This window comes from Pseudoprimorskyibacter insulae (assembly GCF_900302505.1).
Lineage (GTDB): Bacteria > Pseudomonadota > Alphaproteobacteria > Rhodobacterales > Rhodobacteraceae > Pseudoprimorskyibacter > Pseudoprimorskyibacter insulae.
Genome location: NZ_OMOJ01000003.1, coordinates 146,888 through 172,856 on the forward strand (window position 1 = coordinate 146,888; position 25,969 = coordinate 172,856).

Below are 25,969 nucleotides of genomic sequence, written 5' to 3' on the forward strand. Positions count from 1 at the left end.
GGGGACCGCTTTTGGCCAGATTCGACAGGTATATGCTGTCGCAGCTTATGGTGCTGTTCGGCTTCTTTGCGCTTGTGCTGGTGTCGGTCTATTGGGTCAACCGGGCGGTTGTTCTGTTTGACCGGCTGATCGCCGATGGCCATTCGGCGGGGGTGTTTCTGGAATTCACCGCGCTGAGCCTGCCCAAGGTGATCGGGCTGGTGATGCCGATGGCGGCCTTTGCGGCGGCGGTCTATGTGACGAATAAACTTAGCAATGACAGCGAATTGACCGTGGTTCAGGCCACCGGGTTTTCACCATGGCGCATTGCGCGGCCCGTGGTGGCCTTTGGCATCCTACTGATCCTCGCCATGAGCATCATCACCCACTTCCTGATCCCCGCAAGCCTTGCCCAACTACGCATGCGCGAGATTGAGATCTCAGGCTCGGTTTCGGCGCGGCTACTGCGCGAGGGGGTGTTTTTGCACCCAACCAGCGGCGTGACTTTTTACATCGGGGACATTACCGCCGAAGGCGAATTACAGAATATCTTTCTGTCGGACCGGCGTTCAGAAAACCGAGCGGTGACCTACACCGCCGATAGCGGGTTTCTGATGCGCGATGAAAACGGGCCGAAACTGGTGATGCTGCGCGGCATGGCGCAATCGCTCAATCGCAAGTCAGAACGATTGACCACCACGACTTTCGAAGATTTCTCATACGACATCAGCGCCTTTATTCAGACCGACAACGGTTTGCTGCGCCGTCTGGAACATGTGCCGACGCTCGAACTGTTGACCCGGCCCTCCGCGGTCGGGGCGGAAACAAACAACACCGTCGCCCGCGTTCTGGACGAAGCACATGGCCGGTTCCAACAACCACTGTTGTGCCTTGTCGCGGCACTGATCGGGTTTTCGGCGCTGATGGTCGGCGGGTTTAGCCGCTTTGGCGTGGGCCGGCAAATCGTCGGGGCGATCTTCCTTCTGGTGATCGTCAAGCTGGTGGAAAGCGCGGTGACTGATCCCGTGCGATCCAGCCCGGACATGTGGCCGCTGGTCTATGCGCCCACGGTCATCGGCCTGACCATATCGCTGATCCTGCTGCATCTGGCAGCCCGCCCGTTCCGCCGCCCCCGCCGCACCGCGCAGGAGGCCTCGGCATGACCTTGCATTACTATATCGCGCGGCGGTTCTTTTGGATCCTGGCCTCGGTCTTTGCGATCTTCTTTGCCTTTATGACCCTGCTGGATCTGGTCGAACAAATGCGCCGGTTTGACAGTTCGGTCAGCTTTGGCGAGGTGCTGCGCCTGACGCTGCTGAACACGCCCAAATCGCTCTATCAGATCTTGCCGCTTGTGGTGATCCTGTCGGCGATTGCGCTGTTCATCGGGCTGGCCCGGTCGTCGGAACTGGTCGTGATCCGCGCGGCGGGCCGGTCGGCCACAAGTTCGCTGCTGGCCCCGGTCATGGTGGCACTGATCCTTGGCGGTCTGGCTGTGGGGGTGTTCAACCCCATCGTTGCCGCCACATCCAAGCAATACAACCAGATGCGCGAACTTTACCGCAACGGCGGCACCAGCACCCTATCCATCGGGGCCGAGGGGCTTTGGCTGCGACAAGGCGATGAAACCGGCCAAACCGTGATCCGCGCCAGCCGCGCAAACCCCGAAGCGACGGTTCTTTATCAGGTCAGCTTTGTCAGCTACGCCCCCGGCGGCGGCCCCGTACAACGGATTGAGGCCGATACCGCCCGTCTGGACAATGGCCATTGGGTGCTTGACGACGCCAAGGTCTGGCCCCTGAGCGCAACCCTGAACGCCGAGGCTGCGGCCAAGCGGTTCGACAGCGTAGAGGTGTCCTCGACCCTGACCCAAGAAAGCATCCGCGACCGGTTCGGAACCCCATCGGCCGTGCCGATCTGGGAACTGCGCGCCTATATCGCCGAACTGGAACTGGCCGGATTTTCGGCCCGTCGGCATTTCGTCTGGCTTCAGATGGAGATGGCAAAACCGCTGTTCTTGGCCGCTATGGTGCTGGTCGGCGCGGCCTTTACCATGGGCCATTCGCGGCTGGGCAAAACCGGCATCGGCGTGCTTTCGGCGATCTTGCTGGGGTTTGGCCTTTACTATGTGCGCAACTTTGCGCAGATCTTGGGCGAGAACGGCCAAGTAAACGCGGTGCTGGCCGCTTGGGCCCCGCCGGTTGCCTCGGTCTTGCTGGCCTTTGGGCTGATCCTTCACCGGGAGGAAGGCTGATGCGTCATCTGATTGCTGCCGCCGCATTGGCCGCCGGACTGGCCGCGCCTGCCCTTGCCCAAACCGAGAATCAAGCCGCGCTGCTGGTCGCTGACCGGGTTCTGGTCGAAAGCGACAACCGCCTGATTGCCGAGGGTAAGGTCGAAGCGTTTCAAGATGGCGTCCGCCTGACTGCATCGCGCATCGTTTATGACCGCGACGCCGACAGCCTGACGATCGAAGGCCCGATCCGACTGTCTGACTCGAACGGCAATCTGTTGATTGCCGACAGCGCCGATCTGGACATCGAATTGCGCAACGGGCTGTTGCGCGGCGCGCGGCTGGTGCTGGACGAACAATTGCAGCTGGCCTCGGTTCAGGCGCGGCGGGTCGAGGGGCGTTACACCCAGATGTCGAAGGTGGCGATCACCTCATGTCAGGTCTGCGGCGAAGATACGCCGCTTTGGCAAATCCGTGCCCGCAATGTGGTGCATGACGAAGAGGCCAAGCAGATCTATATCGACGAGGCACAGTTGCGCATTCTGGATGTGCCGGTGTTCTACCTGCCACATCTGCGCCTGCCCGACCCGACCCTGACCCGTGCGCGCGGCTTCCTGATCCCGGAAATCCTGTCCAGCACGCTGTTGGGCACCGGGGTCCGGATGCCCTATTTCGTGCCCTTGGGCGACCATGCCGACATCACCTTTGCGCCGTACCTGTCGCCCGTCACCCGCACGATTGAGGCGCGCTATCGCCACGCCTTCCGCACCGGCACTGTGAGCTTCGACACCGCGATCAGCCGCGACACAGTGCAACGCGATACGACCCGCGCCTATCTGTTCGGCGAAGGCGCGTTCGATCTGCGCAATGATTTCAAGCTGACCTTCGACATCGAAGCGGTGAACGACCGCAGTTACCTGAGCGATTACAACTATTCCGACAAGGACCGCCTTGATAGCGAATTGCGGATCGAACGGGTGCGCCCGGATGAGTATATCACCGGCGCTCTGATCCATTATGAATCGCTGCGTGCCAATGAAAGCAACGCAACCCTGCCAACCATCGTGGGCAATGTCGAATATGAGCGCCGGTTCCTGCCCGCCATCGGAGGCGAGCTGCGCTATGATGTAACGGCGCACAGCCATTTCCGCTATTCTGAGACCGATGTCGACGGGCGCGATGTGACGCGTCTGAATGCAGGTGTGACCTATCTGAACCGCTGGACCCTGCCCGCCGGTATTCGCGCGGGCTTTACCGGGTCGGTCTGGGCCGATCACGTCAACACAGTGCAGGATAGCACCGCCGATGCCATGATCACCCAACTGACGCCGCAAGCCGCCGTCGAGGTGCGCTGGCCTTGGGTGCGCAATGACGGGCAAGGCGGCGGGATGCTGCTGGAACCGGTGGCGCAGATCGGTTGGACAGGCGGCACGCGGCCCAACATCGCCAATGACGAAAGCACACGCGTCGAATTGGATGAGGCGAACCTGCTGTCGCTGTCCCGCTTTCCGGCGCCTGACCGGCGCGAACGCGGCTGGGTCGGTGCAGCGGGCATCCGCTGGATGCGCTATGCCCCTGCCGGTTGGTCGGCGGGCCTGACCCTTGGCCGCATTTGGCGCGACACGGCGGATGCCGAATTTTCGCGATCGTCAGGCTTGATGGGTGAAACATCCGATTGGTTGCTGGCGATGCATTTCACCGGTGCCAATGGTCTGGATCTTGTGGCCCGCGGCTTGCTGGACAACGCCGGGCGCTTTGCCAAGGCCGAAATCCGCGGGGTTTGGGACTATAAACGCCTCGGGCTTGAGGCGTCTTACGTGCTGCAATCGGCTGACCCGGCGGTTGCCCGCAATCGGGCCTTGTCCGAATGGACCATGGACGCAACCTATCAACTTGCCGAAAACTGGACCGGCTCGACCCTGTGGCGCTATGATATCGTCGACAACCGGCTGGACCGGGCCGGGGTTGGGCTCGACTATAGCAATGAATGCATCGACGTCGGGTTTTCGGTCTCGCGCCGCTTTGCATCATCCATTAACATAGAACCGACGACAAATTATGGCCTGACCGTTGCCCTGAAAGGCTTCAGCACCGGCGGCAGTGCCAAGGAGTATCGACGCACATGCCGCTGACGCTGATCCGCCCGCCTGTTCTTGCCCTTGGCCTTGTTGGGGCCTCGACCACGTTTGCCGCCGCGCAAAGCCTGTTTTCACCGGCTGTGCGCGTCAATGACAAGGTCATCACCCATTACGAGGTGGAACAACGCGCCCGGATGATGGTGGTTCTCAACTCGCCCGGCGACACGCAGGAACAGGCGATCGAACAGCTGATCGAAGACCGGCTAAAGCTGGAGGCCGCGCAGGCCGCAGGCATCGTGCCCACTGCCGAAGAGATTGAGGCCGCGATTGCCGATTTCGCCGCGCAAGGCAGCCTTGAACCTGCTGAGTTTCTGAAAGCGCTGGAAACCGAAGGTGTCGCAAGCCAGACCTTCCGCGACTTCGTGACCGCAGGCATCGCTTGGCGCGAATTGGTCCGCGCCCGGTTTGGCAACCGTTCCCTCGCGTCCGAGGCTGAAATTGACCGCGCGATTTCCAGTTCGCAAACCGGTGGCGGCGTGCGTGTACTGCTGTCGGAAATCATCATGCCCGCAACGCCGGAAACCCGCGAAGAGGTACGAGAGCGCGCCAACCGCATTGCCCAATACCGCACGATTGCTGAATTTTCTTCAGCCGCGCGTGAATTTTCGGCGACCGCGACGCGGGGCGCTGGTGGCCGTCTTCCGTGGCAAAACGTCAGCGAACTTCCGCCCGTGCTTCAGCCGCTGATCCTTGGGCTGGCCCCCGGTCAGGTGACTGACCCCCTGCCGCTGCCCAATGCCGTGGCGCTGTTCCAGCTGCGCGCGATTGAAGAAACCAACTATGTCGCGCCCAGCTACGCCGCTGTGGAATACGCAATGTACTACCTACCCGGTGGCCGCAGCCCCGAAACGCTGGCCAAGGCGCGGGTGATTGCCCAATCGCTGGACCGCTGCGACGACCTTTACGGCGTGGCCAAAGGCCAGCCGGAGGAGGTTCTGGACCGCATGACCCAACCGCCGGCGGATGTGCCCGGCGACGTGGCGATTGAGCTGTCGAAAATGGACGCGGGCGAAATCTCGACCGCGCTGACCCGCAACAACGGCCAGACCTTGGTTCTGCTGATGCTCTGCGGGCGCACCGCCGCCGTGAACGAAGACGCCGACCGCGAAAACATCGCGCTTGGCCTGCGCAACCGCCGGATCGGCAGTTTTGCCGATGGCTATCTGGCCGAGCTGAAAGCTGACGCCTACATCGTACGCCAATGACCCGCGCGCCTATCGCGCTCACCTCGGGTGAGCCTGCGGGGATCGGGCCTGAACTGGCTGGCCCCGCATGGCAAGCGCTGCGCGGAGAGGTTCCGTTTTTCTGGATCGGCGATCCGTCGCATTTGGATTGCGCCTATGAGGTCATCACCGACCCGTCGCAAGCCGCCCAATGCACCGACCTGCCGGTCCTGCCCCATGACTTCGGATCGCCCCGTACCCCCGGCTCGCCGCAACCGGCCCAAGCGCAGGCGGTGATTGACGTGATCGCTCGCGCGGTCGATCTGGCACAGCGCGGCGCGGCGTCGGCGGTCTGCACCGCCCCCATCCACAAAAAAGCGCTGCAAGACGGCGCAGGCTTTGCCTATCCCGGCCATACCGAATATCTGGCCGCGCTGGCGGGGCAATCAGATGTGGTGATGATGCTGGCCTCAAGCGCGCTGCGCGTTGTGCCCGTCACCATCCATATCGCGTTTGAGGACGTGCCAAATGCCCTGACCCCGGAATTGCTGGAAACCACCATTCGCATCACGCGCCGCGATCTGCAAAACCGCTTTGGTTTGACCGAGCCGCGTATTGCCGTTGCTGGCCTTAATCCGCATGCGGGCGAAGGTGGAAAAATGGGCCGTCAGGAAATCGAATTGATTTCGCCGGTATTGGATCGCCTTAAGAATGAAGGCATGCAAATCACCGGCCCGCATTCCGCCGATACCATGTTCCATGCGGCGGCCCGCACCCTATACGATGTTGCCATTTGTATGTACCACGACCAGGCTCTTATACCCATAAAGACGCTTGATTTCGATCATGGCGTCAACGTAACACTCGGATTACCTTTCATCCGCACGTCGCCAGACCATGGCACGGCATTCGATATCGCGGGCAAGGGACTCGCGAATTCCAGCTCGACCATTGAAGCATTGAAATTGGCTTGGGCAATGAATAAGGATTGAACCATGCAACCGCGTGCTGCCTTTGCGCTATTGCTCTGCGCTATGTGTATCAAGAATATCGAAGAAATTATGTTTCTTCCTGAATGGGGGGATACGAATAACTTCTTTATTCAAATGTCTACGGCGCAGGTGATCTTGGCCGCCACGATCCTGACAGTTGTGTTTGCTGTGATCGGGTTGAAAACCGCTGACAAAACGGTCTGGCCGCTTGCGCTGATTACCGGTAGCCTTATGGCCAGCGCATTGGCGAACTTGATCCTTTCTGTAATCCAGTTTGAGCTGATGCCCGGCGTTTTGGGCGGCGTGCTGTTTTTGATCCCGGCAGCGGTTTTGGTGTTCCGGTCTTTGGATTTCACCATCGGCCGCAGTTCGCTTTATACGCTGGCTGGTCTGCCTTTCGCGCTGACCTCCGGCTACCTTGCCCTTGCCTTGTCGGGCTTTTTGGTGAATTGAGGCCGCATGAGCGGCATTGATACTCTTCCCCCCCTGCGTCAGGTCATCGACACCCACGGGATCGCGGCCAAGAAGTCGCTTGGTCAGAACTTTCTGTTGGATCTGAACCTGACGGCCAAGATCGCCCGGCACGCCGGGGATCTGACCCAATGTGACGTGCTGGAGGTCGGCCCCGGCCCCGGCGGTTTGACGCGCGGCCTATTGGCCGAAGGGGCGCGGCGCGTGCTGGCCATCGAAAAAGACAGCCGCTGTATGCCCGCCCTGGCCGAAATCGCCGAGGCCTATCCGGGCCGTCTTGAGGTGATCAACGCCGACGCGCTTGAGGTCGATCCGCTGGCGCATCTGACGCCGCCGATCCGCATCGCGGCCAACCTGCCCTATAACGTCGGCACCGAATTGTTGGTGCGCTGGCTGACGCCCAAGGAATGGCCGCCCGTCTGGTCGTCGCTGACGCTGATGTTCCAGCGTGAAGTGGCCGACCGGATCGTCGCGCCCCCCGGCAGCAAGACATACGGACGGTTGGCCCTGCTGGCCCAATGGCGCACCGATGCCCGCATCGTCATGAGCCTGCCGCCTGAGGCTTTTAGCCCGCCACCCAAGATCCATTCAGCCGTGGTGCATCTGACCGCCCTGCCCGAGCCACGCTATCCGGCCAATGCCGCGACGCTGGAACGGGTTGTCGCCCGCGCCTTCAACCAGCGCCGCAAGATGCTACGCTCGGCGCTGAAGGGCATCGCACCTGACCTGGAGGACCGTCTGTTGGCCGCAGGCATTCAGCCCACCGAACGGGCCGAACAAGTCAGCCTAGAGCAGTTCTGCGCCTTGGCCCGCGCCATCGACGCCTAACACCAAGCCCGACGCCAGAATCGAAAAACGCGGGCCTAAGCCCGCGTTTTTCTGTTTGGTCACTCTGCCGCTTGGCCGCTGTCGCCACTGGGCGCAGGTTCTGGCGCGGGCGCAGGGGTGCTGTCGCCTTCAGCCGCCGCTTCGGCCTTTTTCGGCGCGGGCTTTTTGCGCGGCTTGCGCGGGGCGCGGGGTTTTTTCGGCTTTTCTTCGGCCGCCGCTTCGGGCGTATCGACCAAGCCAGTATCGCCATCGTCAGAGGCCGAAAAATCAACCACATCCGGCTGCGGCGCTTCGGACGGATCCCGTACCTGCGCGTCTGCCTTTACGGGCTGATCATTGTCATTGTCGCCACCGTTTTGGCCGGTGTCGTCATTGTCGCCTTTGCGGTTTTCGCGGTCGCGATCACGCTGCGCCTGACGTTCGCGGTTTTCGCGTTCCTGCTGTTCGCGGCGCGCGTCAATTTCGCGCTGCGCTTCGCCCAGCATACGCAGGTAGTGTTCGGCGTGCTGCTGAAAGTTCTCAGCAGCAACCCGATCGTTTGCCAACTGGGCGTCGCGGGCCAGTTGGTTATACTTCTCAATGATTTGCTGCGGTGTACCGCGTACCTTGCCTTCGGGGCCCGAGCTATCGAACACACGATTGACGACGTTGCCGACAGAAGACCGGTTCCGGTTGGATTTGGACCGCGAGCGTGACTTAGATGATCTCATAGTTTTGGAGTTCCAGCCTTATCCTTGACTATCCCTGTGCCGTCACATTTCACATGCGCTGTTCTGGGCACCGAATTTTTGGGCTTGGCGTTGCGCGGGACCACCGGAACGATATCCACCGCAGCAACTATTTGCAGTAAGCACGTCCAGACGAACGATACAAGGGCTAGTGTTAAAAAAACATCGCAAAACACGCGATAGAGTGGCGATTGTTACCCAGATGCCCGCGCCAGAACGACGCGGTCGCGCCCATCAAGGTCTGGAATGATCGCCGCATGGATCAAGCCTGCGTTGCGCATCATATCCATCACGGCCTGCCCCTGCGTCGGTCCGATCTCGACCATCAGGCGCCCGCCGGGTGCCAGAAAGGCCGGGGCACCCGACACGATCTGGCGATAGGCGCTTAGCCCGTCCCCCTCGTCGGTCAGGGCCATGCGGGGTTCATGGATGCGCACCTCAGCCGATAGATCGTCCATTTCCGCAGCGGCGATATAAGGCGGGTTCGACACGATCAGATCAAAGCGCCGCCCGCCCTTGGTCAGGGGCGAATACCAGCTGCCGTTGGTCAGCTCAGACCGGTCCTCAAGCCGCAGGCTGTTGCGGTTCCAAAAGGCGACGTTCAGCGCCTCTTCGCTCAGGTCAATGCCAAGGCCCGTGGTCTGGGTCGTTTCCGCCAGTAGCGTCAGCAGGATGCAGCCCGTGCCGGTGCCAAGGTCCAGCACGCGCTCAAACGGTTCGGACAGCGCGGCCTCGATCAGGGTTTCGGTTTCCGGGCGCGGGTCCAGCACCTCGGGCGTGACAAGGAATTCACGGCCATAGAATTGCCGCCGCCCCGTCAAATGCGATACAGGCACCCGTTCGCCGCGCCGTTCGATCAACGCGTTGTAGATCACCGTCAGATCAGGATCGACCGGTTCGGGCAAAAACAGCGTCAGCCGCCCCGGCGGCACCTTCAGCACATGAGCCAGCAGACGCCGCGCATCGCGGCCCGCGTCAGGCACACCTGCCGCTGTCAGAAATATCGTGGCCTTGGCCAGAATCTCGGACCCGGTCATTGCATATCCATTTCGGCCAACAAGGTGGCCTGCGCATCGGCGCTCAGCGCATCAAGGATATCATCCAGATCGCCCTGCATCACCTTGTCCAAGCTGTACAGAGTCAGGTTGATCCGGTGATCGGTCATCCGGCCTTGCGGGAAATTGTAGGTGCGGATGCGTTCGCTGCGATCCCCGGATCCGACCTGCGATTTACGATTGGCCGAGCGTTCGCTATCGACCTTCTGGCGTTCCAGATCGAACAGCCGCGTGCGCAGAACCTGCATGGCAATCTCTCGGTTGCGGTGTTGCGATTTTTCCGAGCTGGTCACAACGATCCCCGACGGCAAGTGTGTGATCCGCACCGCCGAGTCCGTGGTGTTGACGTGCTGCCCGCCCGCGCCCGAACTGCGCATCGTATCGATGCGGATGTCATTGGCGTTGATCTGAATGTCCACATCCTCGGCCTCGGGCAATACCGCAACCGTCGCCGCCGATGTGTGAATCCGTCCGCCGCTTTCGGTGGTTGGCACGCGCTGCACCCGATGCACGCCGGATTCGAACTTCAGCCGGGCAAAGACGTTTTCCCCGGCAATGCGGGCCACCACTTCCTTGATCCCGCCCAGTTCGGTCGCGGCCTCTTCGATGATCTCAAACTTCCAGCCCCGCGCCTCGGCATAGCGTTGATACATGCGCAGCAGATCGCCCGCAAACAGCGATGCCTCATCCCCGCCGGTGCCGGGACGGATTTCCAGGATCGCGGGCCGCGCATCAGCGGCATCCTTGGGCAGCAGCGCCAATTGCAGCGCGTGCTCAGCCTCTGGCAACGCGGCCTTCAGCGCGGGCAGCTCTTCCTCGGCCAGTTCGCGCATGTCTGGATCGTCCATCATGGCCTTGGCTTCGGCGATATCGTCCAGCAGCGTGTTATAGGCGGCGATCTGTTCGACCACCGGGCGCAGTTCGGAATATTCGCGCCCAAGGGCTGCAATATCCCCGCCCCCTTCGGCCATGCGGGCCTCAAGGTATTCAAAGCGCTGGGTGATCTGGGCAAGTCTGTCTTTGGGAAGCATGATGTTCTGTCCCTTATCCCGGCGCTTTGGTCAAGGGTGAGAAATTGCGCTGCGCAAACCCGCGCGTTTGTGCTATCATGGGCTCATGCGATCCTTGGCGTTCTTCCTTGCCCTCTTGGCGGGGCCTGCCTTGGCCGATGCCACCATCGGCGGCAAAACCGTGGACTGCTATTGCACCGACACCCAAGGCGACCGGGTCGAACTGGGCCAGTTCATTTGCCTGACCGTTGGCAGCCGCACCTTTACCGCGCAATGCCAGATGTCGCTGAACGTGCCGATGTGGCGCGAAATTCAATCCGGCTGCTATAGTTCTGCCCTACCGCAGAGCCTTCAGCCACCCATCGACACGGGCCTTGTTGACGCCCAGATCTGATTGACCAAAGCGCAGCCGCGACCAGATTTCCAGCGCGTCATCAGACAGTTGCACCGTGGCATAATCGGGAAAACCAAACGCCTTGGAACGGGTGACATAGGTGACGCGCCCGTCTTCGGGGCGGCCTGCCAACACCTCGGTGCGCGGGGTTTCCAGGATGATCCGGTGCAGCCGCTCAAACGTGGCGGCGTCACCGGGAATGCGCCTGCGCACGCCGCCCGCCAAGTCCTGATCCACCGTCACCATCGGATCGACATGCCAACGCGCCACATCGCTGGGCGCAAGGCGAATCCACGCCAAGCCGCCCAGAACCGCCAAAGCGATAAAAAGTCCGATCCACATGCCCCACCTCTTGCGCTGTCTGCGCTTGAATTGCATGTCCGCCCTCGCGCGTTAAGGCCTAGCCTAGCCGCGCCGCGTCCAGCCCCACAAGCACAGAATTTCCGTCGCAACATGGGCCGCGGCGATGGCCGTCGCCCCTGTTGTATCAAAGGGCGGGGAAACCTCCACCACGTCGCCGCCAACCAAGCGGATGCCCGCCAATTGCCGCAGCATCACCGCCGCCTGATGGCTGGTCAGACCGCCCCAAACAGGCGTGCCAGTGCCCGGCGCAAAGGCCGGATCCAGCGCGTCGATGTCGAAGGTCAGATACACCGGATGATCGCCGACTATGGCGCGGGCCTTTTCGGCAATCGCCTCGGGGCCGTCACGGTGCACTTGCCGCGCATCGAAGATGTTGAACCCCATCGTGTCGGGGTTGTCGGTGCGAATGCCGATCTGGACGGATCGCTTGGGGTCCACCAGCCCCTCCTTCACAGCCTTATACAGAAAGGTGCCGTGGTCGATCCGGCTCATGTCGTCATCGGCCCAAGTGTCGGTATGGGCATCGAACTGGATCACCGACACGGGGCCATGCTTGGCCGCATAGGCGCGCAGGATCGGCAAGGTGATTGAATGATCGCCCCCCAGCGTGACCGTCGCCGCACCTGCCTCCAGAATGCCCGCGATATGGGCCTGAAGCGTGGCCGGGAATTCGCTGACCTTGGCATAATCGAACGCCAGATCGCCGTAATCGGCGATGGCGAAGTCCGACAGCACATCATAACCCCAACCATAAGGCGCATCGCAGGGCTGTAGGGCCGAGGCTTCGCGGATCGCGCGGGGGCCAAGGCGGGTGCCTGTGCGGTTCGTCACCGCCTGATCGAACGGCACGCCCGTAACGGCGATATCCACGCCGCGCAGATCCTTGGTGTATTTGCGGCGCAGGAACGAGGTCGCGCCAGCGAACACATTCTCAAAGCTAGAGCCTTTCAGATCCTCGCGGGTGAACGCGTGGTCGATCTGTTTCTTTGCGTCTTCCAAAGCCATAGGCGATGCCCTTTCTCGCATCGGGGTGGGTGGGCGGGCGATGCGGGAAAGGGCAGCGCCGCGCAAGCCCCAATCGGGGCCTCAGGTCTTAAGAGATACGGTGCCGCGTCTCGATCAGCTTTGCGAAAAAGCTGGCCCCGACGGGCGCGACCGCATCATTGAAGTTGAACTTGGGGTGATGGACCGACGGACCCTTGCCCTGCCCCAAGAACAGGAAACACCCCGGACGGGCGCGCAACATATAGCTGAAATCCTCAGCCCCCATCTCGGCGGGCATATCGCCGATGGCATTGCCCGCGCCAACCACCTCAGACGCCACATCCAGCGCAAAAGCTGTTTGCGCGGCGTGGTTCACCGTTGCGGGGTATTGGCGGTTGTAGTCGAGGTCAGCCTCAACCCCATAGGCCGCCGCCTGCCCTGCCACGATGGCACGAATCCGCGCCTCGGCCAGATCGCGCAGCCCCTCGTCAAAGCAACGCACCGTCCCGGCCATATGCACCGTTTCGGGGATGATGTTAGGCGCCGTGCCGCCTTGAACGGTCGTCAGCGACACCACCAGCGGCAGTTTCGGATCGGCGTTGCGGGCCGGAATGCTCATGAGCGCTTGGCCAATCGCCAATGCGCAGGGGATCGGGTCAACGCAGCTTTCGGGATAGGCTGCATGGCCGCCCTTGCCCGTCAGATAAATGTCGAAATCATCAACCGAGGCCATCAGCGGGCCGGGGTTGGTGGACAGCGTGCCAACCTCGCCAAACGGGTCAGTGTGCATGGCGTAAACCTCTTCAACGCCGAAGCGGTCCATGACCTTTTCATCTTCGACCATGATGCGCCCCCCGCCGATGGTTTCTTCGGCGGGTTGGAACAGCAGCACGACCTTACCGGCGAAATTGCGCGTCTCGGCCAGATAGCGGGCCGCGCCCAATAGCATTGTGGTATGCCCGTCATGGCCGCAGGCATGCATCCGCCCAGGCACTTGGCTGGCGTAGTCCACGCCGGTGTCTTCCTCCATCGGCAGGGCGTCCATATCGGCGCGCAGGGCGGTCACCGGCCCGTCGCCCTTGCCATGGATCACCGCTACAACGCCCGAGGTCGCGATGCCTTCATGAATTTCGTCCACGCCGAATTCGCGCAGCCGTTCGGCCACGAAAGCCGCCGTGCCATGGCAATCCAGGCCCAATTCGGGGTTCTGGTGAATGTGACGGCGCCACGCTGTCAGGTCTTCGGCAAAACCGGCGATGCGATTGATGACGGGCATGGGTGGACTCCTTCGGCGTATTGTCCCATCCCTGCACCAAGCCTGAAAATCGGAGCGCCCGCAATGACTGATCTGATCAATGACCCGACGGGAGGCATGCCGCGCCTTGTCGAAATCATGCGCCGCCTGCGCGATCCGCAGACTGGCTGCCCTTGGGATATCGAACAGGACTTTGCCACCATCGCGCCCTACACCATCGAAGAGGCCTATGAGGTCGCCGACGCGATCGAGCGCGAGGCTTGGGACGAGTTGAAAGGCGAATTAGGCGATCTGCTGTTCCAATCGGTGTTCCATGCGCAGATGGCCGATGAGGCCGGGCACTTCAATTTCGACGATGTGGCCAATGCCATTGCCGACAAGATGGTCAGCCGTCACCCCCATGTGTTTGGCGACGAAAGCAACGCCAAATCCGCCGAACAACAAGTGCAGGACTGGGAGGCGGTGAAAGCCGCCGAGCGGGCCGCGCGCAAGGAAACCGGCGTGCTGGATGGTGTGGCCGTGGGCTTGCCTGCGCTGCTTCGGGCGGTAAAGCTGCAAAACCGCGCGGCGCGGGTTGGCTTTGACTGGCCCAGCACAGATCAGGTTCTGGATAAGGTCATCGAAGAGGCGAATGAGCTGCGCGAGGCCACGGACCCGGCCCATATCGAAGAGGAATTCGGCGATCTGCTGTTCGTGATGGCCAATCTTGCCCGCCATATGAAGATCGACCCTGAGGCCGCCCTGCGCGGGGCCAATGCCAAGTTCACCCGCCGCTTCGCCGCCATCGAGGCGGCTTTAGCGGCGCGGGGCAGTCGCCCCGAGGACAGCACGCTGGAAGAAATGGATGCACTTTGGGATGCGGCGAAGCTGACCGAGAAAAGCTGATTTTATTTATCAGGTATTGACCCAAGCAAAATAGTCAGGATATACGGTGCGCAAATCGAACGCACCGAACGGAGCACACATGTCCTATCGCCTGACCACCGCCCTTCTGGCCCTGACCGTTGCAACCCCTGCCCTCGCCGCAGAAGAGGTGAACGTCTATTCCTATCGTCAGCCCGAGCTGATCAAGCCGCTGACCGATGCCTTCACCGAAGAAACCGGCATTCGCGTCAACGTTGCCTATCTGGAAAAAGGCATGGTTGAGCGTCTTCAGGCCGAAGGCAGCCGGTCGCCTGCCGATGTGGTGCTGACCGTCGATATTTCGCGTCTGGCGCAGGTGGTTGAGGCGGGTGTGATCCAACCCGTCACCTCGGCAACGCTAGAGGCCAACGTGCCCGCCCAGTACCGTGACCCGGACAACCAGTGGTTCGGCCTGACCACCCGCGCCCGCATCATCTATGCCAGCAAGGACCGCGTGGCCGAAGGCGAAGTGACCACCTATGAAGATCTGGCCGACCCCAAGTGGAAGGGCCGCATCTGCACCCGTTCGGGCACCCATGCCTATAACGTCGCGCTGACCGCCGCAATGATCGAGCACCACGGCGCTGAGGCCACGCAGACCTGGCTGGAAGGCGTGAAAGCCAACCTGGCCCGCAAGCCGCAGGGCAATGACCGCGCGCAGGTCAAGGCGATCTGGGCTGGTGAGTGTGATATCTCGATCGGCAACACCTATTACATGGGTCAGATGCTGGCCGATCCTGAGCAGACGGAATGGGCCAACTCGGTCAATATCGTGTTCCCGACCTTCGAAGGCACCGGCACCCATGTGAACATCTCGGGTGTGGCGATGACCGCTGCGGCCCCGAATAAAGATAACGCGCTGAAGTTCATGGAATTCCTGACCTCGCCCGATGCGCAGGAAATCTATGCCCAAGCCAACCACGAATACCCCATTGCGCCGGGCACCGCCGCGTCGGACCTGGTCCTGAGCTGGGGCAGCTTCACCGCCGATGACGTGAACCTGATGACCGTGGCGGCCCACCGCCCCGAGGCGCTGCGCCTGATCGAAACCGTCGATTTCGACGGCTGATCGCGGACAAATATAATGGATCGGATCGCTGGCGCGATCCGACCGATGAGGGGGGCTCTGCCCCCCTCTTTGCTGTCTACGCCAGCAAATTCACCCCCCGGCGGTATTTATCAAAGAGAAGAAGCAGAGGTTTCTGGCCGCCTCGCGGGTCGTGACTTGCAAGGGGCTGGTCTGCGTGTCACAGGTTGGGGGTTGCTAAAAGACCGGAGGCCCCATGGACGCGCGCAAGATCATCATCGACACCGATCCGGGGCAGGATGATGCGGTGGCCATTTTGTTGGCGCTCGCCTCGCCCTCTGAGATCGAGGTGCTGGGCATTACGGCAGTGGCCGGAAATGTGCCGCTGCCGCTGACGTCAAAGAACGCGCGGATCATCTGTGAATTGGCGGGGCGGACCGATGTGAAGGTCTATTCGGGCTGTGACGCGCCCTTGCAGCGCAAGCTGGTGACCGCAGAACATGTGCACGGCAAGACGGGGCTGGATGGCCCGGACCTGCCCGATCCGGTGATGCCGCTTCAGGAACAGCATGCGGTCGATTTCATCATTGAAACGCTGCGGAATGAACCTGCGGGCAGCGTGACGCTTTGCCCGCTGGGACCGCTGACCAATATCGCCGCCGCTTTGCAGCGTGCGCCCGATATCGCGCCGCGCATTCAGGAAATCGTTCTGATGGGCGGGGCCTATTTCGAGGTGGGCAACATCACGCCCACGGCCGAGTTCAATATCTATGTCGATCCCGAAGCCGCCAAGATCGTCTTTGGCGCGGGCGTGCCCTTGGTGGTGATGCCGCTGGATGTGACGCATAAGGCGCTTGTGACCAAACCGCGCAACGATGCCTTCCGCGCCCTTGGCACGCCGGTGGGCCATGCGGTGGCAGAGATGACCGATTTCTTTGAGCGGTTCGACAAGGAAAAATACGGCAGCGCCGGTGCACCGCTGCATGATCCTTGCGTGACCGCCTATTTGCTGCGGCCCGAGCTGTTCACCGGGCGGCGGATCAATGTTGAGATTGAAACGCACGGCGACTTTACGCTGGGCATGACCGTGGCCGATTGGTGGCGCGTGTCGGGCCGTGCGCCCAACGCCATTTTCATGGGCGATATTGATGCAGATGGTTTTTTTGAGGTGTTGACGGAAAGGTTGGGTCGGCTTTGAAAATGTTACAACTGGCCGGCCCGGAGGATCTGCAAAAGATCCTGCCCATGGTCGCGGCCTTTCACGCCGAAATGGGCTATGGCACCGATGAAGCGCATCACGAGCAGGCGATTGCCCCCTTGCTGGAAGGCGTGCCGCATGGCGCGATCTGGTTGATCGGGCCGCGCATGGCGCCGGTGGGTTATGTGGTGGTCAGCTTTGGCTGGTCGGTGGAATATGGCGGGCTGGATGCCATTCTGGATGAAATCTACGTCAGGCCCAAGGTACGCGGGCGCGGCATGGGCAGTGAAGCGCTGGCCGGGATCGCCAAGGGCCTGCGCGAAGGCGGGGTGCGGGCGCTGCATCTGGAAGTCGCCGGTGATGACGCCAAAACGCAGGAGTTTTATGCACGGGCGCATTTTGCCAAGCGCGATGGCTATCTGTTCATGAGCCGCGAGCTGTGACGCCCTATCAGGTGCCGGGCGGGTACGGCGACTGGGAGGCGCTTCTGGCACTGATCCTGGACAGTTTCGCCTATATGGACGGGGTGATTGACCCGCCCTCCTCGGCGCATCGTTTGACGCCCGCAAGCATGGCGCAGAAGGCGCGGGATGAGCATCTGTATCTTGTCGGTGCGCCGCCTGTGGCTTGCGCGTTTTTCCGCCCGGAGCCCGATGCACTTTACGTCGGCAAGCTGGCGGTATCGCCTGCCTATCAGCGGCAAGGGCTGGGCGCGGCGTTGATGGCCGAGGGCGAGGCGCTGGCCCGGCGTCTGGGCCTGCCCAAGCTGCGGTTGGAGACGCGGGTCGAACTGACGGGCAATCACGCGGCTTTCGCACGGATGGGCTTTGTGAAGATCGCCGAAAAGGCCCATGCGGGGTTTGACCGGGCGACGTCTATCACCATGGAAAAGACCTTGGTCTGACCCTTGGTGGCGGGGCCGATGAAAGCTATATCTTGGCCATGACATTGCACATCCCTTTCCAGAACAGCTTTGCGGGCCTGCCCGATGGCATGTTTGCCCGCCAAACCCCGACCCCAGTGGCCAAGCCCGGATTGCTGGCGTTCAACCATGCGCTGGCCGAAGATCTGGGCATCACCGGCACGGATGATCCGCGACTGGCGGCGTATTTTGGCGGCAACGCGGTGCCGACCGGGGCCGATCCGCTGGCGCAGCTATATGCCGGCCACCAGTTCGGCCAGTTCAACCCGCAACTTGGCGATGGCCGCGCGATCCTGCTGGGGGAAGTTCGCGGCAAGGATGGTGCGCTGCGTGATATCCAACTGAAAGGCGCGGGCCAAACGCCGTTCAGCCGACGGGGCGATGGGCGCGCTTGGCTGGGGCCGGTGCTGCGCGAATATGTGGTCAGCGAGGCGATGCATGCGCTTGGCGTGCCGACGACCCGCGCCTTGGCCGCCGTCGCCACCGGAGAGGCCGTCTATCGCGAAACCGCCCTGCCCGGCGCGGTGCTGACGCGGGTGGCGGCCAGCCATCTACGGGTGGGCACGTTTCAGGTCTATCTGTCGCGGCAACGCTATGACCTGCTTGAGGCGCTGTTTGCCTATGCCAAGGCCCGCCACTATCCCGAGGTTGAAACGCCTGCCCAGTTCCTTGAGGCCGTGGCCCGCAAACAGGCGCGGCTGGTGGCGCAGTGGATGGGGCTTGGCTTTATCCACGGGGTGATGAACACCGACAATTGCGCGATCTCGGGTGAGACGATTGATTACGGCCCCTGCGCCTTCATGGACACCTACCACCCCGCGACGGTCTATTCGTCAATCGACCGGATGGGCCGCTATGCCTATGACGCGCAGATGGACATCATCGTTTGGAATATGGCGCAGTTGGCTACATCTTTGGTGCCCCTGTGCGGCGAGGATAGTGAGGCCACGATCAACGAATTCACCGCCATTCTGCACGCCATGCAGGACGTGGTGCGCGACGAATGGACCCGTGTGTTCTGCGCCAAGATCGGCATTGCCGACCCAAAGGGCGATGACGTGCGGCTGGTCACGTCGCTATTGCAGATCATGCAGGACGGTCAGGCCGATTTCACCAATACGTTCCGCGCCTTGCTGGAGGGCAAAGCCCGCGACCAGTTCACCGATCCCGCCGCGTTCGATGCATGGGAGGGCGGCTGGCGCAAGCGGCTAGAGGCTGAGGCCGACCCGCAAGGCGTCATGGCCCGCTCCAACCCGGCCTTCATCCCGCGCAATCACCGGATTGAGCAGATGATCGAAGCCGCGGTTCAGGGCGACTATGCCCCGTTTGACCGGCTGATGCGCGTGCTGGCCCGCCCCTATGACGCCCAGCCCGATGAGGCGGACTTGACCCGCCCGCCGACGCAAAGCGAAGTGGTTCAGGCCACCTTCTGCGGCACCTGACGCTTGGGGCGGCGGTTGATCAGCGTGATCCCCGCCGCGACCAACCCCAGCGCGATCAGCGTATCGACGCCGATATGTTCGCCCAACAACAACCAGCCCATTGCCACCGATAGCACCGGCGACAGAAAGCTGAATGAGGCGATATCCGAGGCCGGGTAGATCATCATCCAGTAGAACCAGAACAGAAAGCCAAAGCTGGCCACCAAGATCACCTGATAGGCCATCAAGGCCGCGTGATAGGGCTGAAACTCTCGGATCACCGGGCCAAACAGCGGCGCGACGCATAGCAGCACAATCGCCGAAACGCCCAATTGCCAGACCAATTGCCCCTCGGCGGTCAGATCCTTGGCGCGGGTCAGGCGCACGATCAGGGCAATCGCCGCCCAGCCGACCGCGCCGAACAGGGCAAACAGATCGCCGCGCAAATCGCCCTGCCCCTGTGCGCCCGGATCGGCCAGCGCCAGCACAACGCCGCCCATGGCCAGTATCAGGCCCAAGCCCTTTCGGCGGTTCAACCGTTCGCCGGGCAAAAGGAAATGCGCGGCCAGCGTTAGCCAGACCGGCATGGAATAGAACATGATCGACGCCCGCGACACGGTGGTCAGATCCAGCGCGGTGAACAGGAACAGAAATTCCGTGCTGAAACAGGCCCCTAGCGCCAGCCCCGGCCAGAGCGCCGCCCGCATCGGGCCAAGCCGTTTGCCGCGCAACAAGACCCAAATCAGCACCACGCCCAAAGACAGCGCAGACCGCAGCCCCGCCGAAAACACCGGCGAAAGCCCTGTATTGGTCAGTTTCACCACCACCTGATTGACGGCCAGAATGGTCGCGAACACGATCATGGCCGATGCGCCAAGCGCATCCATGGAATCTTTGCGTTGCATGGATCTCAGGGACACCGGACAGTCCGCGCCGTCAAGCAGATTGCAGCGGATATCCGTGGACCGGTGCGCCTTGGCTGTGCAACACTAAAATGAAACACCAGTATCGGAGGACCGCCCCATGAGTCTTATCAGCACCCTTACCAAAGTGGCCCTTGGCTATGCAGCCGCGCGCGGCGTCGACAAACTGTCCGGCGGCGGGCTTCAGGGCCTTCTGGGGGGCGGGGCGCAGGTGCCGGCCTCGGACCCGATGGCCAAAAATCAGGCCGATATGGTCAAAGCCATGAGCGGTGACGCAAACCCAATGCAAGGCATGATGGATAAGCTGGGCGGGTTTGATCCCTCGGCGATGATGGGCGCCTTGGGCGGCGCGGGCAATCCCATGGCCGAGATGATGCAGAAGATGCAGGACTTGGGGGGCGTGGACCTATCGGCGCTGATGGGTGGCAAACCATCGGGCGACAAGGGGGGGCTTTTGTCCTCGATGCCGGACGGCGGCGCGGGCATGGCCGGAATGCTGGCGGCGGCTGGCGGTGCGGCGGCGATGGGCGGCAAATCGGTCGAGGGTCTGCTTGATCAGTTCAAGGGTCAATCGCCCCTACCGGATTCCGAACAGATGGCCAGCCTTGCGCTTCGGGCGATGATCCAAGCGGCCAAGGCCGACGGCACCATTGATGAGGCCGAAAAGGTGCGCATCCTTGATACGGTTGGCGATGCCGACGCCGAGGACATCGCCTTTATCGAAGATCAGCTGAACGCCAAGGTCGATATTGCCGGTCTTGCCGCCGACACACCCGAGCCGCTGAAGGCGCAGGTGTATTCCGCATCGCTCATGACGATCCGCGTCGATACCGAGGCCGAGGCCGCCTATCTGAACAAACTGGCCAAGGCGCTGGATCTGCCGGAAACGGCGGTCAACATGCTGCATTTGCAGATGGGCGTGAAGCCACTTTACGCCTAAAGTTTCTGCGCAGCATTGCGCAGCAAGACGTTGATATAAAATGAAAAGCGCCGCGATCATTGCGGCGCTTTTTTCTGCACTATGCTGCGCGGATTGCCAGACCCGAACCGTCGAAAAAATGCAGATGTTCTGGCGCGAATGTCAGCCCGCAAGACGCACCGGGGCGCAGATCGGTGTCGCCTTCGACCCGGACGGTCAGCCGCAGATCATTGCCGCAATCGACGATCACATAGGTGTCCGCGCCAAGGTATTCAGTCACGTCCACCACCCCGTCAATCTGGCCCGATCCTGCCGCGCCAAGGGTGATATGTTCGGGCCGAATGCCCACATGCGCAGTGCCGCCGGGCGCGGAAATGCTGCGCAGCATGGACCCGACGCCGTCGATCATGTTCATCTTCGGGCTGCCGATGAATTGCGCCACAAACAGGTTCGCCGGGCGCAGGTACAATTCGCGCGGCGATCCAACCTGAGCAATCCGCCCGCCTTCCAGCACGACGATCCGGTCGGCCAGCGTCATTGCCTCAACCTGATCGTGGGTGACGTAGATCATCGTCGATTTCAGCGCTTGGTGCAGCTTGGCGATCTCGTACCGCATCTCAACGCGCAGCGCCGCATCAAGGTTCGACAGCGGTTCGTCAAACAGGAAGGCCGTGGGATCGCGCACGATGCTGCGCCCGATGGCCACGCGCTGACGCTGCCCCCCCGACAGATCCTTCGGGCGACGATCCAGAAGCGCATCCAGCTTCAGCACTCGCGCGGCCTCGCCCACTTTGGCGGCGATTTCCTCTTTCGAGGCACCTGCAGCCTTGAGGGCAAAGCCCATATTCTCGCCCACCGACATATGCGGATATAGCGCGTAGGACTGGAACACCATCGCCAACCCCCGCCGCGAGGGCGGCTCGGCCGTGGCATCGCGATCGGCGATCATGATCTGTCCGCGGCTGGTTTCCTCAAGCCCCGCGATCATCCGCAACAGCGTGGATTTCCCGCAACCAGATGGGCCGACGAAGATGATAAACTCCCCCGCCTCAATCGCCAGATCCACGCCCTTGATGACCTGAACGTCACCGTACCACTTTTCAACCGCCTTCAGTTCGATCGAGGCCATCAGTCTCTCCCCGCCCAAGTCAGCCAAATGGCTGCTGTCCATGAAAAATTCGCGCCGCCGCATGGCGATCCGTCCAATGGGTCATGATACTCGGCAAAGCCGCCGATGCGGATCATGTCGGCCGTTTCGCGGCGCAGGCGCGCGTCCCATGCCTCATGCCCCATCCGCTGAAACCCCAGCGCGATCAGCGCATTCATCACCGCCCAGCTTGGACCGCGCCAATAGCGTTTGGGGTTAAACGTCGCGCCCTCGGGGTCCGCCGAAGGAATGCCATAGCGGACCTTGTCCCAGGCCTTGGTCAGCCGCGCATCCATGGCCGCGTTTTCGACGCCCGCCAGATAGGACAGCCAAGCGCCCGTCCCCAGATTGTTGGCCCATTGCCCCGACTTCAGATCATAGGCGTCATAGGCCCCCAGATCGGGGTTCCACATATCCGGCACAGCCGCGCGCAACGTCTCGGCCCAGCCTTCCACCTCAGCCACATCCTGCCCCAGATCGCGGCCTATGGCGGCCAGATCATCCATCGCCCGCAGCAAGATGAAATGCACGGCAGGGTCCGTCATCAGGAACGGCCCTTCGGCCAGCACCCGCGCCTGATCCCAGCCCATCGACCGGCCCGCATAAACGATGGCCAGATAGCGGTCATAGTCGATCTTTTTCGGGCGCATATCGGCATCCACATGGCCCGTATCGCGGCGGTGGTATTCCCCCACGTTTGAGCCATCAACGCCCGCCATCCCGTGATCCCAATCGGGGCAATTGTCGCGCCCAGATTCCCACGGGTGGGTGACAACGGCCACGCCATCGACCACGCGATGCTCCATCCACCAACGGTGCCAAGCCACCATCTTGGGGTAAAGCGCAGTGATCGCTGCACGCCCCGCGTCGCGGTCACCTTCCCACATCAGACGTGCCAGAATGGCGGCCACAGGCGGCTGCGAAATGCCCGAGGTCGGCGGCTCTCCGCCCCCTTGCCAAACATCCGGCCCCGGAAAATAGCCCGGATCGACCTGATGGAAGATGATATGCGGCACCATGCCGTCGGCTTTCTGGCTGGCAAACAGCGTCTCAATCTCAACCCAGGCACGCGGCAGATCAAAGGTCGAAAAGCCCCAAGCCGAAAACACGCTGTCCCAGTTCCACTGATAGGGATACAGCCCATGGGTCGGCACGGTATAGCCGCCCCGATCATTCCCGCGCAGGATCTCTTTCGCCCGCGCATCCAATTCGACAGTCATCGTCATCCTTTCACAGAACCTGCCGTCAGGCCCTTGGTCATAAAGCGCTCAAGCCCAAGGAACAGCGCCATGATCGGCACGGTCGCGATGACCGAACCCGCCATCAAATGCTGGCGCGGCACCTCCGAGGAATTGAGCGAAGAAATCCCGCGTGTCAGCGTGAATTTCGATGGATCGTCCAGCAGCATGAAGGCCAGCAGGAATTCGTTCCACGCGATCATGAAGACATAAAGGCTGACTGAGGCCAGCGCTGGCAGGCTCAGCGGCAGGGTGATCTTCCAGATCACCGCCAAACGGCTCAGCCCATCCATCAACCCCGCCTCTTCCACCTCAGACGGAAGCCCGCGGAAATAACCCTGCAGCATATAAAGCGCGACCGGGATCGTCGTCACCGGATAGATCATCACGATCCCCAGAATGGTGTTGCGCAGGCCGGTCATCGAGAACCCGATGTAGATCGGCAGCGCCAGAACGATCATCGGCACCATATAGATCAGCAGGATCGAACGCGAAAACGCCGCCCGTCCCTTGAACCGCAACCGCGCCACCGCATAAGCGCCGGGAATGGCAAAGGCCAAGGTGATGAACACCGTGAGTACCGAGACAAAGAAGCTGGTCCAAAGGTAGCTGCCGAAATTGAACTGCGAGAACAGCTCAAAATAGCTGCGCAGCAATCCCGCCCCCTTGCTCAGATCAAGCGAGAAATCGAGCGGGTTCTGCAACAATTCAGCCTGGTTCTTCAGGCTGGTCATCACCATTACATAGAAAGGGATCACCACGATGGCGGTAAAGAAGATATAGCCAAAGCCGGTCAGAAAGCGGATCACCGCCTCTTCATAGACATGGCGCGTCAGCGCCGCAGGCTCGGCCTCCTCCAGGATCATCGACAGCCCCAGCGCAGCAAAGCCCGCCACGGCGGCATGGCCCAGCACCTCGGCCAGCATGGGCGCATCGCCCACCACCAACGGGCCGAAACCCACCAACCCGGCGACGCAGACCGCCACCATCGGCCCTAGCAAGACCCGCCAGCCGCGCAACGCCGCAACGCCCAAACCCGCGCCCCAAAGCACCGACCAGCCAATCGACGGCCGAAACGCCGCGCCCGTGGCAAAGCTCAAACACACCGCCACCGTCACCGCGATCACGAAACACCACAGCGCGCCCAGAACGGCCCCCGTCACATAGCCATTGCGCATCAAACTCATAGCGCCGCCCCTTCGCAAATGCTGCCTTGGTATTTTCTGACCTCAAGTATCCCGGGGAGCCCGAGGGGCTGGCCCCTCGGCCCCGCCCTCAACGCAAGATGGCCACCCGCCAATCCAGCGTCTCCATCCCCGTCCAAATACCGCCGGGGAGCGCGAGGGGCAGCGCCCCTCGCATCCGTCGATTGCCGCAGGCAAGCGAAACCCCTCATAGCCCCTCCTCCTTCGACATGAACTTGAAGAAGAAGAACGAGAACACCAGCAAGCAGCTGAAAATCACCACGGCCACAGCCGCGCCCGCGCCGATGTTCGACACGGCAAAGGCTTGCTCATAGACGTTTACCGTCAGGGTCCGCGTCCCGGCGTTGCCGCCGGTCAGCAGGAAAATGTCGTCGAACTTGTTGAAGGTCCAAATGAAACGCAGCAGGAACAGCACGCTCAGGATGCCCAGCAATTGCGGCATCGACAGATACCAGAACTTCTGGAACGGGCTGGCCCCGTCCATATCCGCGGCCTCATACATATCCGTGTCGATCGACTGCATCCGCGCAAGGATGAACAGGAAAGACAGCGGAAAATAGCGCCAGATCTCGAACAGCGTGACCATGATCAGCGCCAAGGGCCGCTCGCCAAAGAAGTTAATCGACTGTTGCGTCACGCCCATTTGCAGCAGCAGCGCATTGGCCGAGCCTGAGAACGGGTCGAACAGCAGGATCCACGAAAACGCCACCGCAATCACCGGGGCCACATAGGGGAACAGGTAAAGCCCGCGCAGGAACCCTTGGCCCCTGAACGACCGGTTCAGCAGCATGGCGGCAAACAGCCCCATGACCAGTGCGCCAACGGTGCCGAAGACGGTATAGAAGATCGTGACGCCGAATACGCTCCAGAACTGCGCGCCGTCGAAGATGCGGGTGAAGTTCTCAAGCGTGAAACTGGCGTTGGTCAGGATGTTCTCGGCGTTGCCAGCAATAGCGGCCTCGGTGTCATCCACATCGCCGCCTGCGTCCAGAAAGGCTTGGCCCACGGTCACATCCAGACGGATTTCGTCGCGAAAGCCGCCCTCCCAATCGCCCAGATCACAACGCAGCGCCTCGCCATTCAGCGTGCAGCGCGGGTCCAGCGCGACGGGCGCCAGCCCCTCAGGCCAGGTATCCGTCAGCACAACGCCCGAAATCACCTTGTCCTGCGAGGAATTGCGCAGCCGGTAGCGGATCGTCGCCTCGTCGCCCGCGGTTTGCGGCTTGCCGCGCAGATCTTCGCGGACCACAGGCGCAGGGGGCCGCAGATCGGCAAGGCCCACGGGTTTGAAACTGATCCAGAACACGGCCAGCAGCGGCAGGATCACCACAAGCGACACGGCCAGCAAAGTCGGGGCAAGCAAGCCCCACGCCAGACGCGCCTCGCGGCGTGCCAAAGGTCCGGCCCCTGTCGGGGGGGTGGAAACGGTCATAGCGATGCCTTCAGAAAATCTCTCAGGTTCGGGGCATCATA

At 61.9% G+C, this 25,969-nt stretch carries 26 protein-coding genes; 15 read left to right on the forward strand and 11 right to left on the reverse strand.

The genetic code is table 11. The annotated features are described in order from the left end of the window. Positions 1 to 32 precede the first annotated feature (32 nt). Genes lptF through rsmA form a run of 7 tightly spaced genes read left to right on the forward strand, consistent with a single transcriptional unit; the run spans position 33 to position 7,804 of the window. Positions 33 to 1,142: an LPS export ABC transporter permease LptF gene (lptF, locus tag PRI8871_RS09870; protein WP_108886056.1), complete on the forward strand. Its 1,110-nt coding sequence runs from the start codon at positions 33 to 35 to the stop codon at positions 1,140 to 1,142. Continuing rightward, positions 1,139 to 2,233 (forward strand): LPS export ABC transporter permease LptG, encoded by a 1,095-nt coding sequence (gene lptG / locus PRI8871_RS09875; RefSeq protein WP_108886057.1) that lies wholly within the window; start codon positions 1,139 to 1,141, stop codon positions 2,231 to 2,233. Before lptF ends, lptG begins: the two co-directional genes overlap by 4 nt. After that, positions 2,233 to 4,344 (forward strand): LPS-assembly protein LptD, encoded by a 2,112-nt coding sequence (locus tag PRI8871_RS09880; protein ID WP_108886058.1) that lies wholly within the window; start codon positions 2,233 to 2,235, stop codon positions 4,342 to 4,344. The genes lptG and PRI8871_RS09880 overlap by 1 nt, the downstream gene beginning before the upstream one ends. Then, positions 4,335 to 5,555 (forward strand): SurA N-terminal domain-containing protein, encoded by a 1,221-nt coding sequence (locus PRI8871_RS09885; protein WP_108886059.1) that lies wholly within the window; start codon positions 4,335 to 4,337, stop codon positions 5,553 to 5,555. The genes PRI8871_RS09880 and PRI8871_RS09885 overlap by 10 nt, the downstream gene beginning before the upstream one ends. After that, positions 5,552 to 6,505, forward strand: coding sequence for a 4-hydroxythreonine-4-phosphate dehydrogenase PdxA (gene pdxA / locus PRI8871_RS09890; protein WP_108886060.1), 954 nt, complete (start codon positions 5,552 to 5,554; stop codon positions 6,503 to 6,505). Before PRI8871_RS09885 ends, pdxA begins: the two co-directional genes overlap by 4 nt. 3 nt (positions 6,506 to 6,508) lie before the next feature. After that, positions 6,509 to 6,958: an HXXEE domain-containing protein gene (locus PRI8871_RS09895; RefSeq protein WP_108886061.1), complete on the forward strand. Its 450-nt coding sequence runs from the start codon at positions 6,509 to 6,511 to the stop codon at positions 6,956 to 6,958. Positions 6,959 to 6,964: 6 nt separating this feature from the next. Continuing rightward, a complete protein-coding gene (gene rsmA / locus PRI8871_RS09900) occupies positions 6,965 to 7,804 on the forward strand; it encodes a 16S rRNA (adenine(1518)-N(6)/adenine(1519)-N(6))-dimethyltransferase RsmA (protein ID WP_108886062.1) in 840 nt (279 codons plus the stop codon). 59 nt (positions 7,805 to 7,863) lie between these two features. Here the strand turns inward: rsmA and PRI8871_RS09905 are convergent, their stop codons facing one another. The 3 genes from PRI8871_RS09905 to prfA form a co-directional block, all read right to left on the reverse strand. Further along, positions 7,864 to 8,514, reverse strand: coding sequence for a DUF4167 domain-containing protein (locus PRI8871_RS09905; protein ID WP_108886063.1), 651 nt, complete (start codon positions 8,512 to 8,514; stop codon positions 7,864 to 7,866). 212 nt (positions 8,515 to 8,726) lie between these two features. Continuing rightward, a complete protein-coding gene (gene prmC / locus PRI8871_RS09910; RefSeq protein ID WP_108886064.1) occupies positions 8,727 to 9,569 on the reverse strand; it encodes a peptide chain release factor N(5)-glutamine methyltransferase in 843 nt (280 codons plus the stop codon). Next, complete coding sequence (gene prfA / locus PRI8871_RS09915; RefSeq protein ID WP_108886065.1) at positions 9,566 to 10,618, reverse strand: peptide chain release factor 1; 1,053 nt, start codon at positions 10,616 to 10,618, stop codon at positions 9,566 to 9,568. Before prfA ends, prmC begins: the two co-directional genes overlap by 4 nt. Positions 10,619 to 10,703: 85 nt before the next feature. Here prfA and PRI8871_RS09920 point away from each other — a divergent pair, with 85 nt between their 5' ends. Next, complete coding sequence (locus tag PRI8871_RS09920; RefSeq protein WP_108886066.1) at positions 10,704 to 10,991, forward strand: hypothetical protein; 288 nt, start codon at positions 10,704 to 10,706, stop codon at positions 10,989 to 10,991. Here the strand turns inward: PRI8871_RS09920 and PRI8871_RS09925 are convergent. The 3 genes from PRI8871_RS09925 to PRI8871_RS09935 form a co-directional block, all read right to left on the reverse strand. Then, positions 10,935 to 11,333: a DUF1499 domain-containing protein gene (locus PRI8871_RS09925; RefSeq protein WP_108886067.1), complete on the reverse strand. Its 399-nt coding sequence runs from the start codon at positions 11,331 to 11,333 to the stop codon at positions 10,935 to 10,937. The two genes, PRI8871_RS09920 and PRI8871_RS09925, sit on opposite strands and share 57 nt — an antisense overlap. A 63-nt stretch (positions 11,334 to 11,396) precedes the next feature. Then, entirely contained in the window at positions 11,397 to 12,359 is a 963-nt protein-coding gene (gene speB, locus PRI8871_RS09930) for an agmatinase (RefSeq protein WP_108886068.1), read from the reverse strand. An 88-nt stretch (positions 12,360 to 12,447) separates the two neighbouring features. Beyond that, a complete protein-coding gene (locus PRI8871_RS09935) occupies positions 12,448 to 13,614 on the reverse strand; it encodes a M20 aminoacylase family protein (protein ID WP_108886069.1) in 1,167 nt (388 codons plus the stop codon). Positions 13,615 to 13,677: 63 nt separating this feature from the next. Between PRI8871_RS09935 and mazG the strand changes: the two genes are divergently transcribed. From mazG to PRI8871_RS09965, 6 genes are all read left to right on the forward strand, one after another. Next, the gene (gene mazG / locus PRI8871_RS09940) at positions 13,678 to 14,478 is read left to right on the forward strand and encodes a nucleoside triphosphate pyrophosphohydrolase (RefSeq protein ID WP_108886070.1); all 801 of its coding nucleotides are present in this window, start codon (positions 13,678 to 13,680) and stop codon (positions 14,476 to 14,478) included. Between the two features lie 79 nt (positions 14,479 to 14,557). Then, positions 14,558 to 15,565 (forward strand): Fe(3+) ABC transporter substrate-binding protein, encoded by a 1,008-nt coding sequence (locus PRI8871_RS09945; RefSeq protein ID WP_108886071.1) that lies wholly within the window; start codon positions 14,558 to 14,560, stop codon positions 15,563 to 15,565. Positions 15,566 to 15,779: 214 nt separating this feature from the next. Then, a complete protein-coding gene (locus PRI8871_RS09950) occupies positions 15,780 to 16,721 on the forward strand; it encodes a nucleoside hydrolase (protein WP_108886072.1) in 942 nt (313 codons plus the stop codon). 2 nt (positions 16,722 to 16,723) lie between these two features. Beyond that, entirely contained in the window at positions 16,724 to 17,164 is a 441-nt protein-coding gene (locus PRI8871_RS09955; protein ID WP_306418448.1) for a GNAT family N-acetyltransferase, read from the forward strand. After that, the gene (locus PRI8871_RS09960) at positions 17,161 to 17,625 is read left to right on the forward strand and encodes a GNAT family N-acetyltransferase (protein WP_245897820.1); all 465 of its coding nucleotides are present in this window, start codon (positions 17,161 to 17,163) and stop codon (positions 17,623 to 17,625) included. The genes PRI8871_RS09955 and PRI8871_RS09960 overlap by 4 nt, the downstream gene beginning before the upstream one ends. Before the next feature lie 38 nt (positions 17,626 to 17,663). Next, positions 17,664 to 19,085, forward strand: coding sequence for a protein adenylyltransferase SelO (locus PRI8871_RS09965; RefSeq protein WP_108886074.1), 1,422 nt, complete (start codon positions 17,664 to 17,666; stop codon positions 19,083 to 19,085). Here the strand turns inward: PRI8871_RS09965 and PRI8871_RS09970 are convergent. Then, complete coding sequence (locus tag PRI8871_RS09970; RefSeq protein WP_108886075.1) at positions 19,061 to 19,969, reverse strand: DMT family transporter; 909 nt, start codon at positions 19,967 to 19,969, stop codon at positions 19,061 to 19,063. The genes PRI8871_RS09965 and PRI8871_RS09970 overlap by 25 nt on opposite strands. 118 nt (positions 19,970 to 20,087) lie before the next feature. Here PRI8871_RS09970 and PRI8871_RS09975 point away from each other — a divergent pair, with 118 nt between their 5' ends. Beyond that, complete coding sequence (locus PRI8871_RS09975; protein ID WP_108886076.1) at positions 20,088 to 20,927, forward strand: DUF533 domain-containing protein; 840 nt, start codon at positions 20,088 to 20,090, stop codon at positions 20,925 to 20,927. 79 nt (positions 20,928 to 21,006) lie between these two features. On the opposite strand, the gene PRI8871_RS09980 is transcribed toward PRI8871_RS09975, so the two are convergent. The 4 genes from PRI8871_RS09980 to PRI8871_RS10000 all read right to left on the reverse strand — a co-directional run bounded on the left by PRI8871_RS09980 (position 21,007) and on the right by PRI8871_RS10000 (position 25,928). Beyond that, positions 21,007 to 22,035 (reverse strand): ABC transporter ATP-binding protein, encoded by a 1,029-nt coding sequence (locus PRI8871_RS09980; protein ID WP_108886077.1) that lies wholly within the window; start codon positions 22,033 to 22,035, stop codon positions 21,007 to 21,009. Beyond that, complete coding sequence (locus PRI8871_RS09985) at positions 22,035 to 23,279, reverse strand: MGH1-like glycoside hydrolase domain-containing protein (RefSeq protein ID WP_108886078.1); 1,245 nt, start codon at positions 23,277 to 23,279, stop codon at positions 22,035 to 22,037. The genes PRI8871_RS09980 and PRI8871_RS09985 overlap by 1 nt, the downstream gene beginning before the upstream one ends. Further along, on the reverse strand, positions 23,276 to 24,478 hold the full coding sequence (locus tag PRI8871_RS09990) for a carbohydrate ABC transporter permease (protein WP_108886079.1): 1,203 nt from the start codon (positions 24,476 to 24,478) through the stop codon (positions 23,276 to 23,278). Before PRI8871_RS09990 ends, PRI8871_RS09985 begins: the two co-directional genes overlap by 4 nt. A gap of 205 nt (positions 24,479 to 24,683) precedes the next feature. Next, the gene (locus tag PRI8871_RS10000) at positions 24,684 to 25,928 is read right to left on the reverse strand and encodes a carbohydrate ABC transporter permease (RefSeq protein ID WP_108886081.1); all 1,245 of its coding nucleotides are present in this window, start codon (positions 25,926 to 25,928) and stop codon (positions 24,684 to 24,686) included. Between the last annotated feature and the right edge of the window lie 41 nt (positions 25,929 to 25,969).

Excerpts from the sequence above, each read along its gene's own strand:
- lptF (WP_108886056.1), top strand. The coding sequence starts at position 33 with ATGCTGTCGCAGCTTATGGTGCTGTTCGGCTTCTTTGCGCTTGTGCTG.
- lptG (WP_108886057.1), top strand. The coding sequence starts at position 1,139 with ATGACCTTGCATTACTATATCGCGCGGCGGTTCTTTTGGATCCTGGCC.
- PRI8871_RS09880 (WP_108886058.1), top strand. The coding sequence starts at position 2,233 with ATGCGTCATCTGATTGCTGCCGCCGCATTGGCCGCCGGACTGGCCGCG.
- PRI8871_RS09885 (WP_108886059.1), top strand. The coding sequence starts at position 4,335 with ATGCCGCTGACGCTGATCCGCCCGCCTGTTCTTGCCCTTGGCCTTGTT.
- pdxA (WP_108886060.1), top strand. The coding sequence starts at position 5,552 with ATGACCCGCGCGCCTATCGCGCTCACCTCGGGTGAGCCTGCGGGGATC.
- PRI8871_RS09895 (WP_108886061.1), top strand. The coding sequence starts at position 6,509 with ATGCAACCGCGTGCTGCCTTTGCGCTATTGCTCTGCGCTATGTGTATC.
- rsmA (WP_108886062.1), top strand. The coding sequence starts at position 6,965 with ATGAGCGGCATTGATACTCTTCCCCCCCTGCGTCAGGTCATCGACACC.
- PRI8871_RS09905 (WP_108886063.1), bottom strand. The coding sequence starts at position 8,514 with ATGAGATCATCTAAGTCACGCTCGCGGTCCAAATCCAACCGGAACCGG.
- prmC (WP_108886064.1), bottom strand. The coding sequence starts at position 9,569 with ATGACCGGGTCCGAGATTCTGGCCAAGGCCACGATATTTCTGACAGCG.
- prfA (WP_108886065.1), bottom strand. The coding sequence starts at position 10,618 with ATGCTTCCCAAAGACAGACTTGCCCAGATCACCCAGCGCTTTGAATAC.
- PRI8871_RS09920 (WP_108886066.1), top strand. The coding sequence starts at position 10,704 with ATGCGATCCTTGGCGTTCTTCCTTGCCCTCTTGGCGGGGCCTGCCTTG.
- PRI8871_RS09925 (WP_108886067.1), bottom strand. The coding sequence starts at position 11,333 with ATGTGGATCGGACTTTTTATCGCTTTGGCGGTTCTGGGCGGCTTGGCG.
- speB (WP_108886068.1), bottom strand. The coding sequence starts at position 12,359 with ATGGCTTTGGAAGACGCAAAGAAACAGATCGACCACGCGTTCACCCGC.
- PRI8871_RS09935 (WP_108886069.1), bottom strand. The coding sequence starts at position 13,614 with ATGCCCGTCATCAATCGCATCGCCGGTTTTGCCGAAGACCTGACAGCG.
- mazG (WP_108886070.1), top strand. The coding sequence starts at position 13,678 with ATGACTGATCTGATCAATGACCCGACGGGAGGCATGCCGCGCCTTGTC.
- PRI8871_RS09945 (WP_108886071.1), top strand. The coding sequence starts at position 14,558 with ATGTCCTATCGCCTGACCACCGCCCTTCTGGCCCTGACCGTTGCAACC.
- PRI8871_RS09950 (WP_108886072.1), top strand. The coding sequence starts at position 15,780 with ATGGACGCGCGCAAGATCATCATCGACACCGATCCGGGGCAGGATGAT.
- PRI8871_RS09955 (WP_306418448.1), top strand. The coding sequence starts at position 16,724 with ATGTTACAACTGGCCGGCCCGGAGGATCTGCAAAAGATCCTGCCCATG.
- PRI8871_RS09965 (WP_108886074.1), top strand. The coding sequence starts at position 17,664 with ATGACATTGCACATCCCTTTCCAGAACAGCTTTGCGGGCCTGCCCGAT.
- PRI8871_RS09970 (WP_108886075.1), bottom strand. The coding sequence starts at position 19,969 with ATGCAACGCAAAGATTCCATGGATGCGCTTGGCGCATCGGCCATGATC.
- PRI8871_RS09975 (WP_108886076.1), top strand. The coding sequence starts at position 20,088 with ATGAGTCTTATCAGCACCCTTACCAAAGTGGCCCTTGGCTATGCAGCC.
- PRI8871_RS09980 (WP_108886077.1), bottom strand. The coding sequence starts at position 22,035 with ATGGCCTCGATCGAACTGAAGGCGGTTGAAAAGTGGTACGGTGACGTT.
- PRI8871_RS09985 (WP_108886078.1), bottom strand. The coding sequence starts at position 23,279 with ATGACGATGACTGTCGAATTGGATGCGCGGGCGAAAGAGATCCTGCGC.
- PRI8871_RS09990 (WP_108886079.1), bottom strand. The coding sequence starts at position 24,478 with ATGAGTTTGATGCGCAATGGCTATGTGACGGGGGCCGTTCTGGGCGCG.
- PRI8871_RS10000 (WP_108886081.1), bottom strand. The coding sequence starts at position 25,928 with ATGACCGTTTCCACCCCCCCGACAGGGGCCGGACCTTTGGCACGCCGC.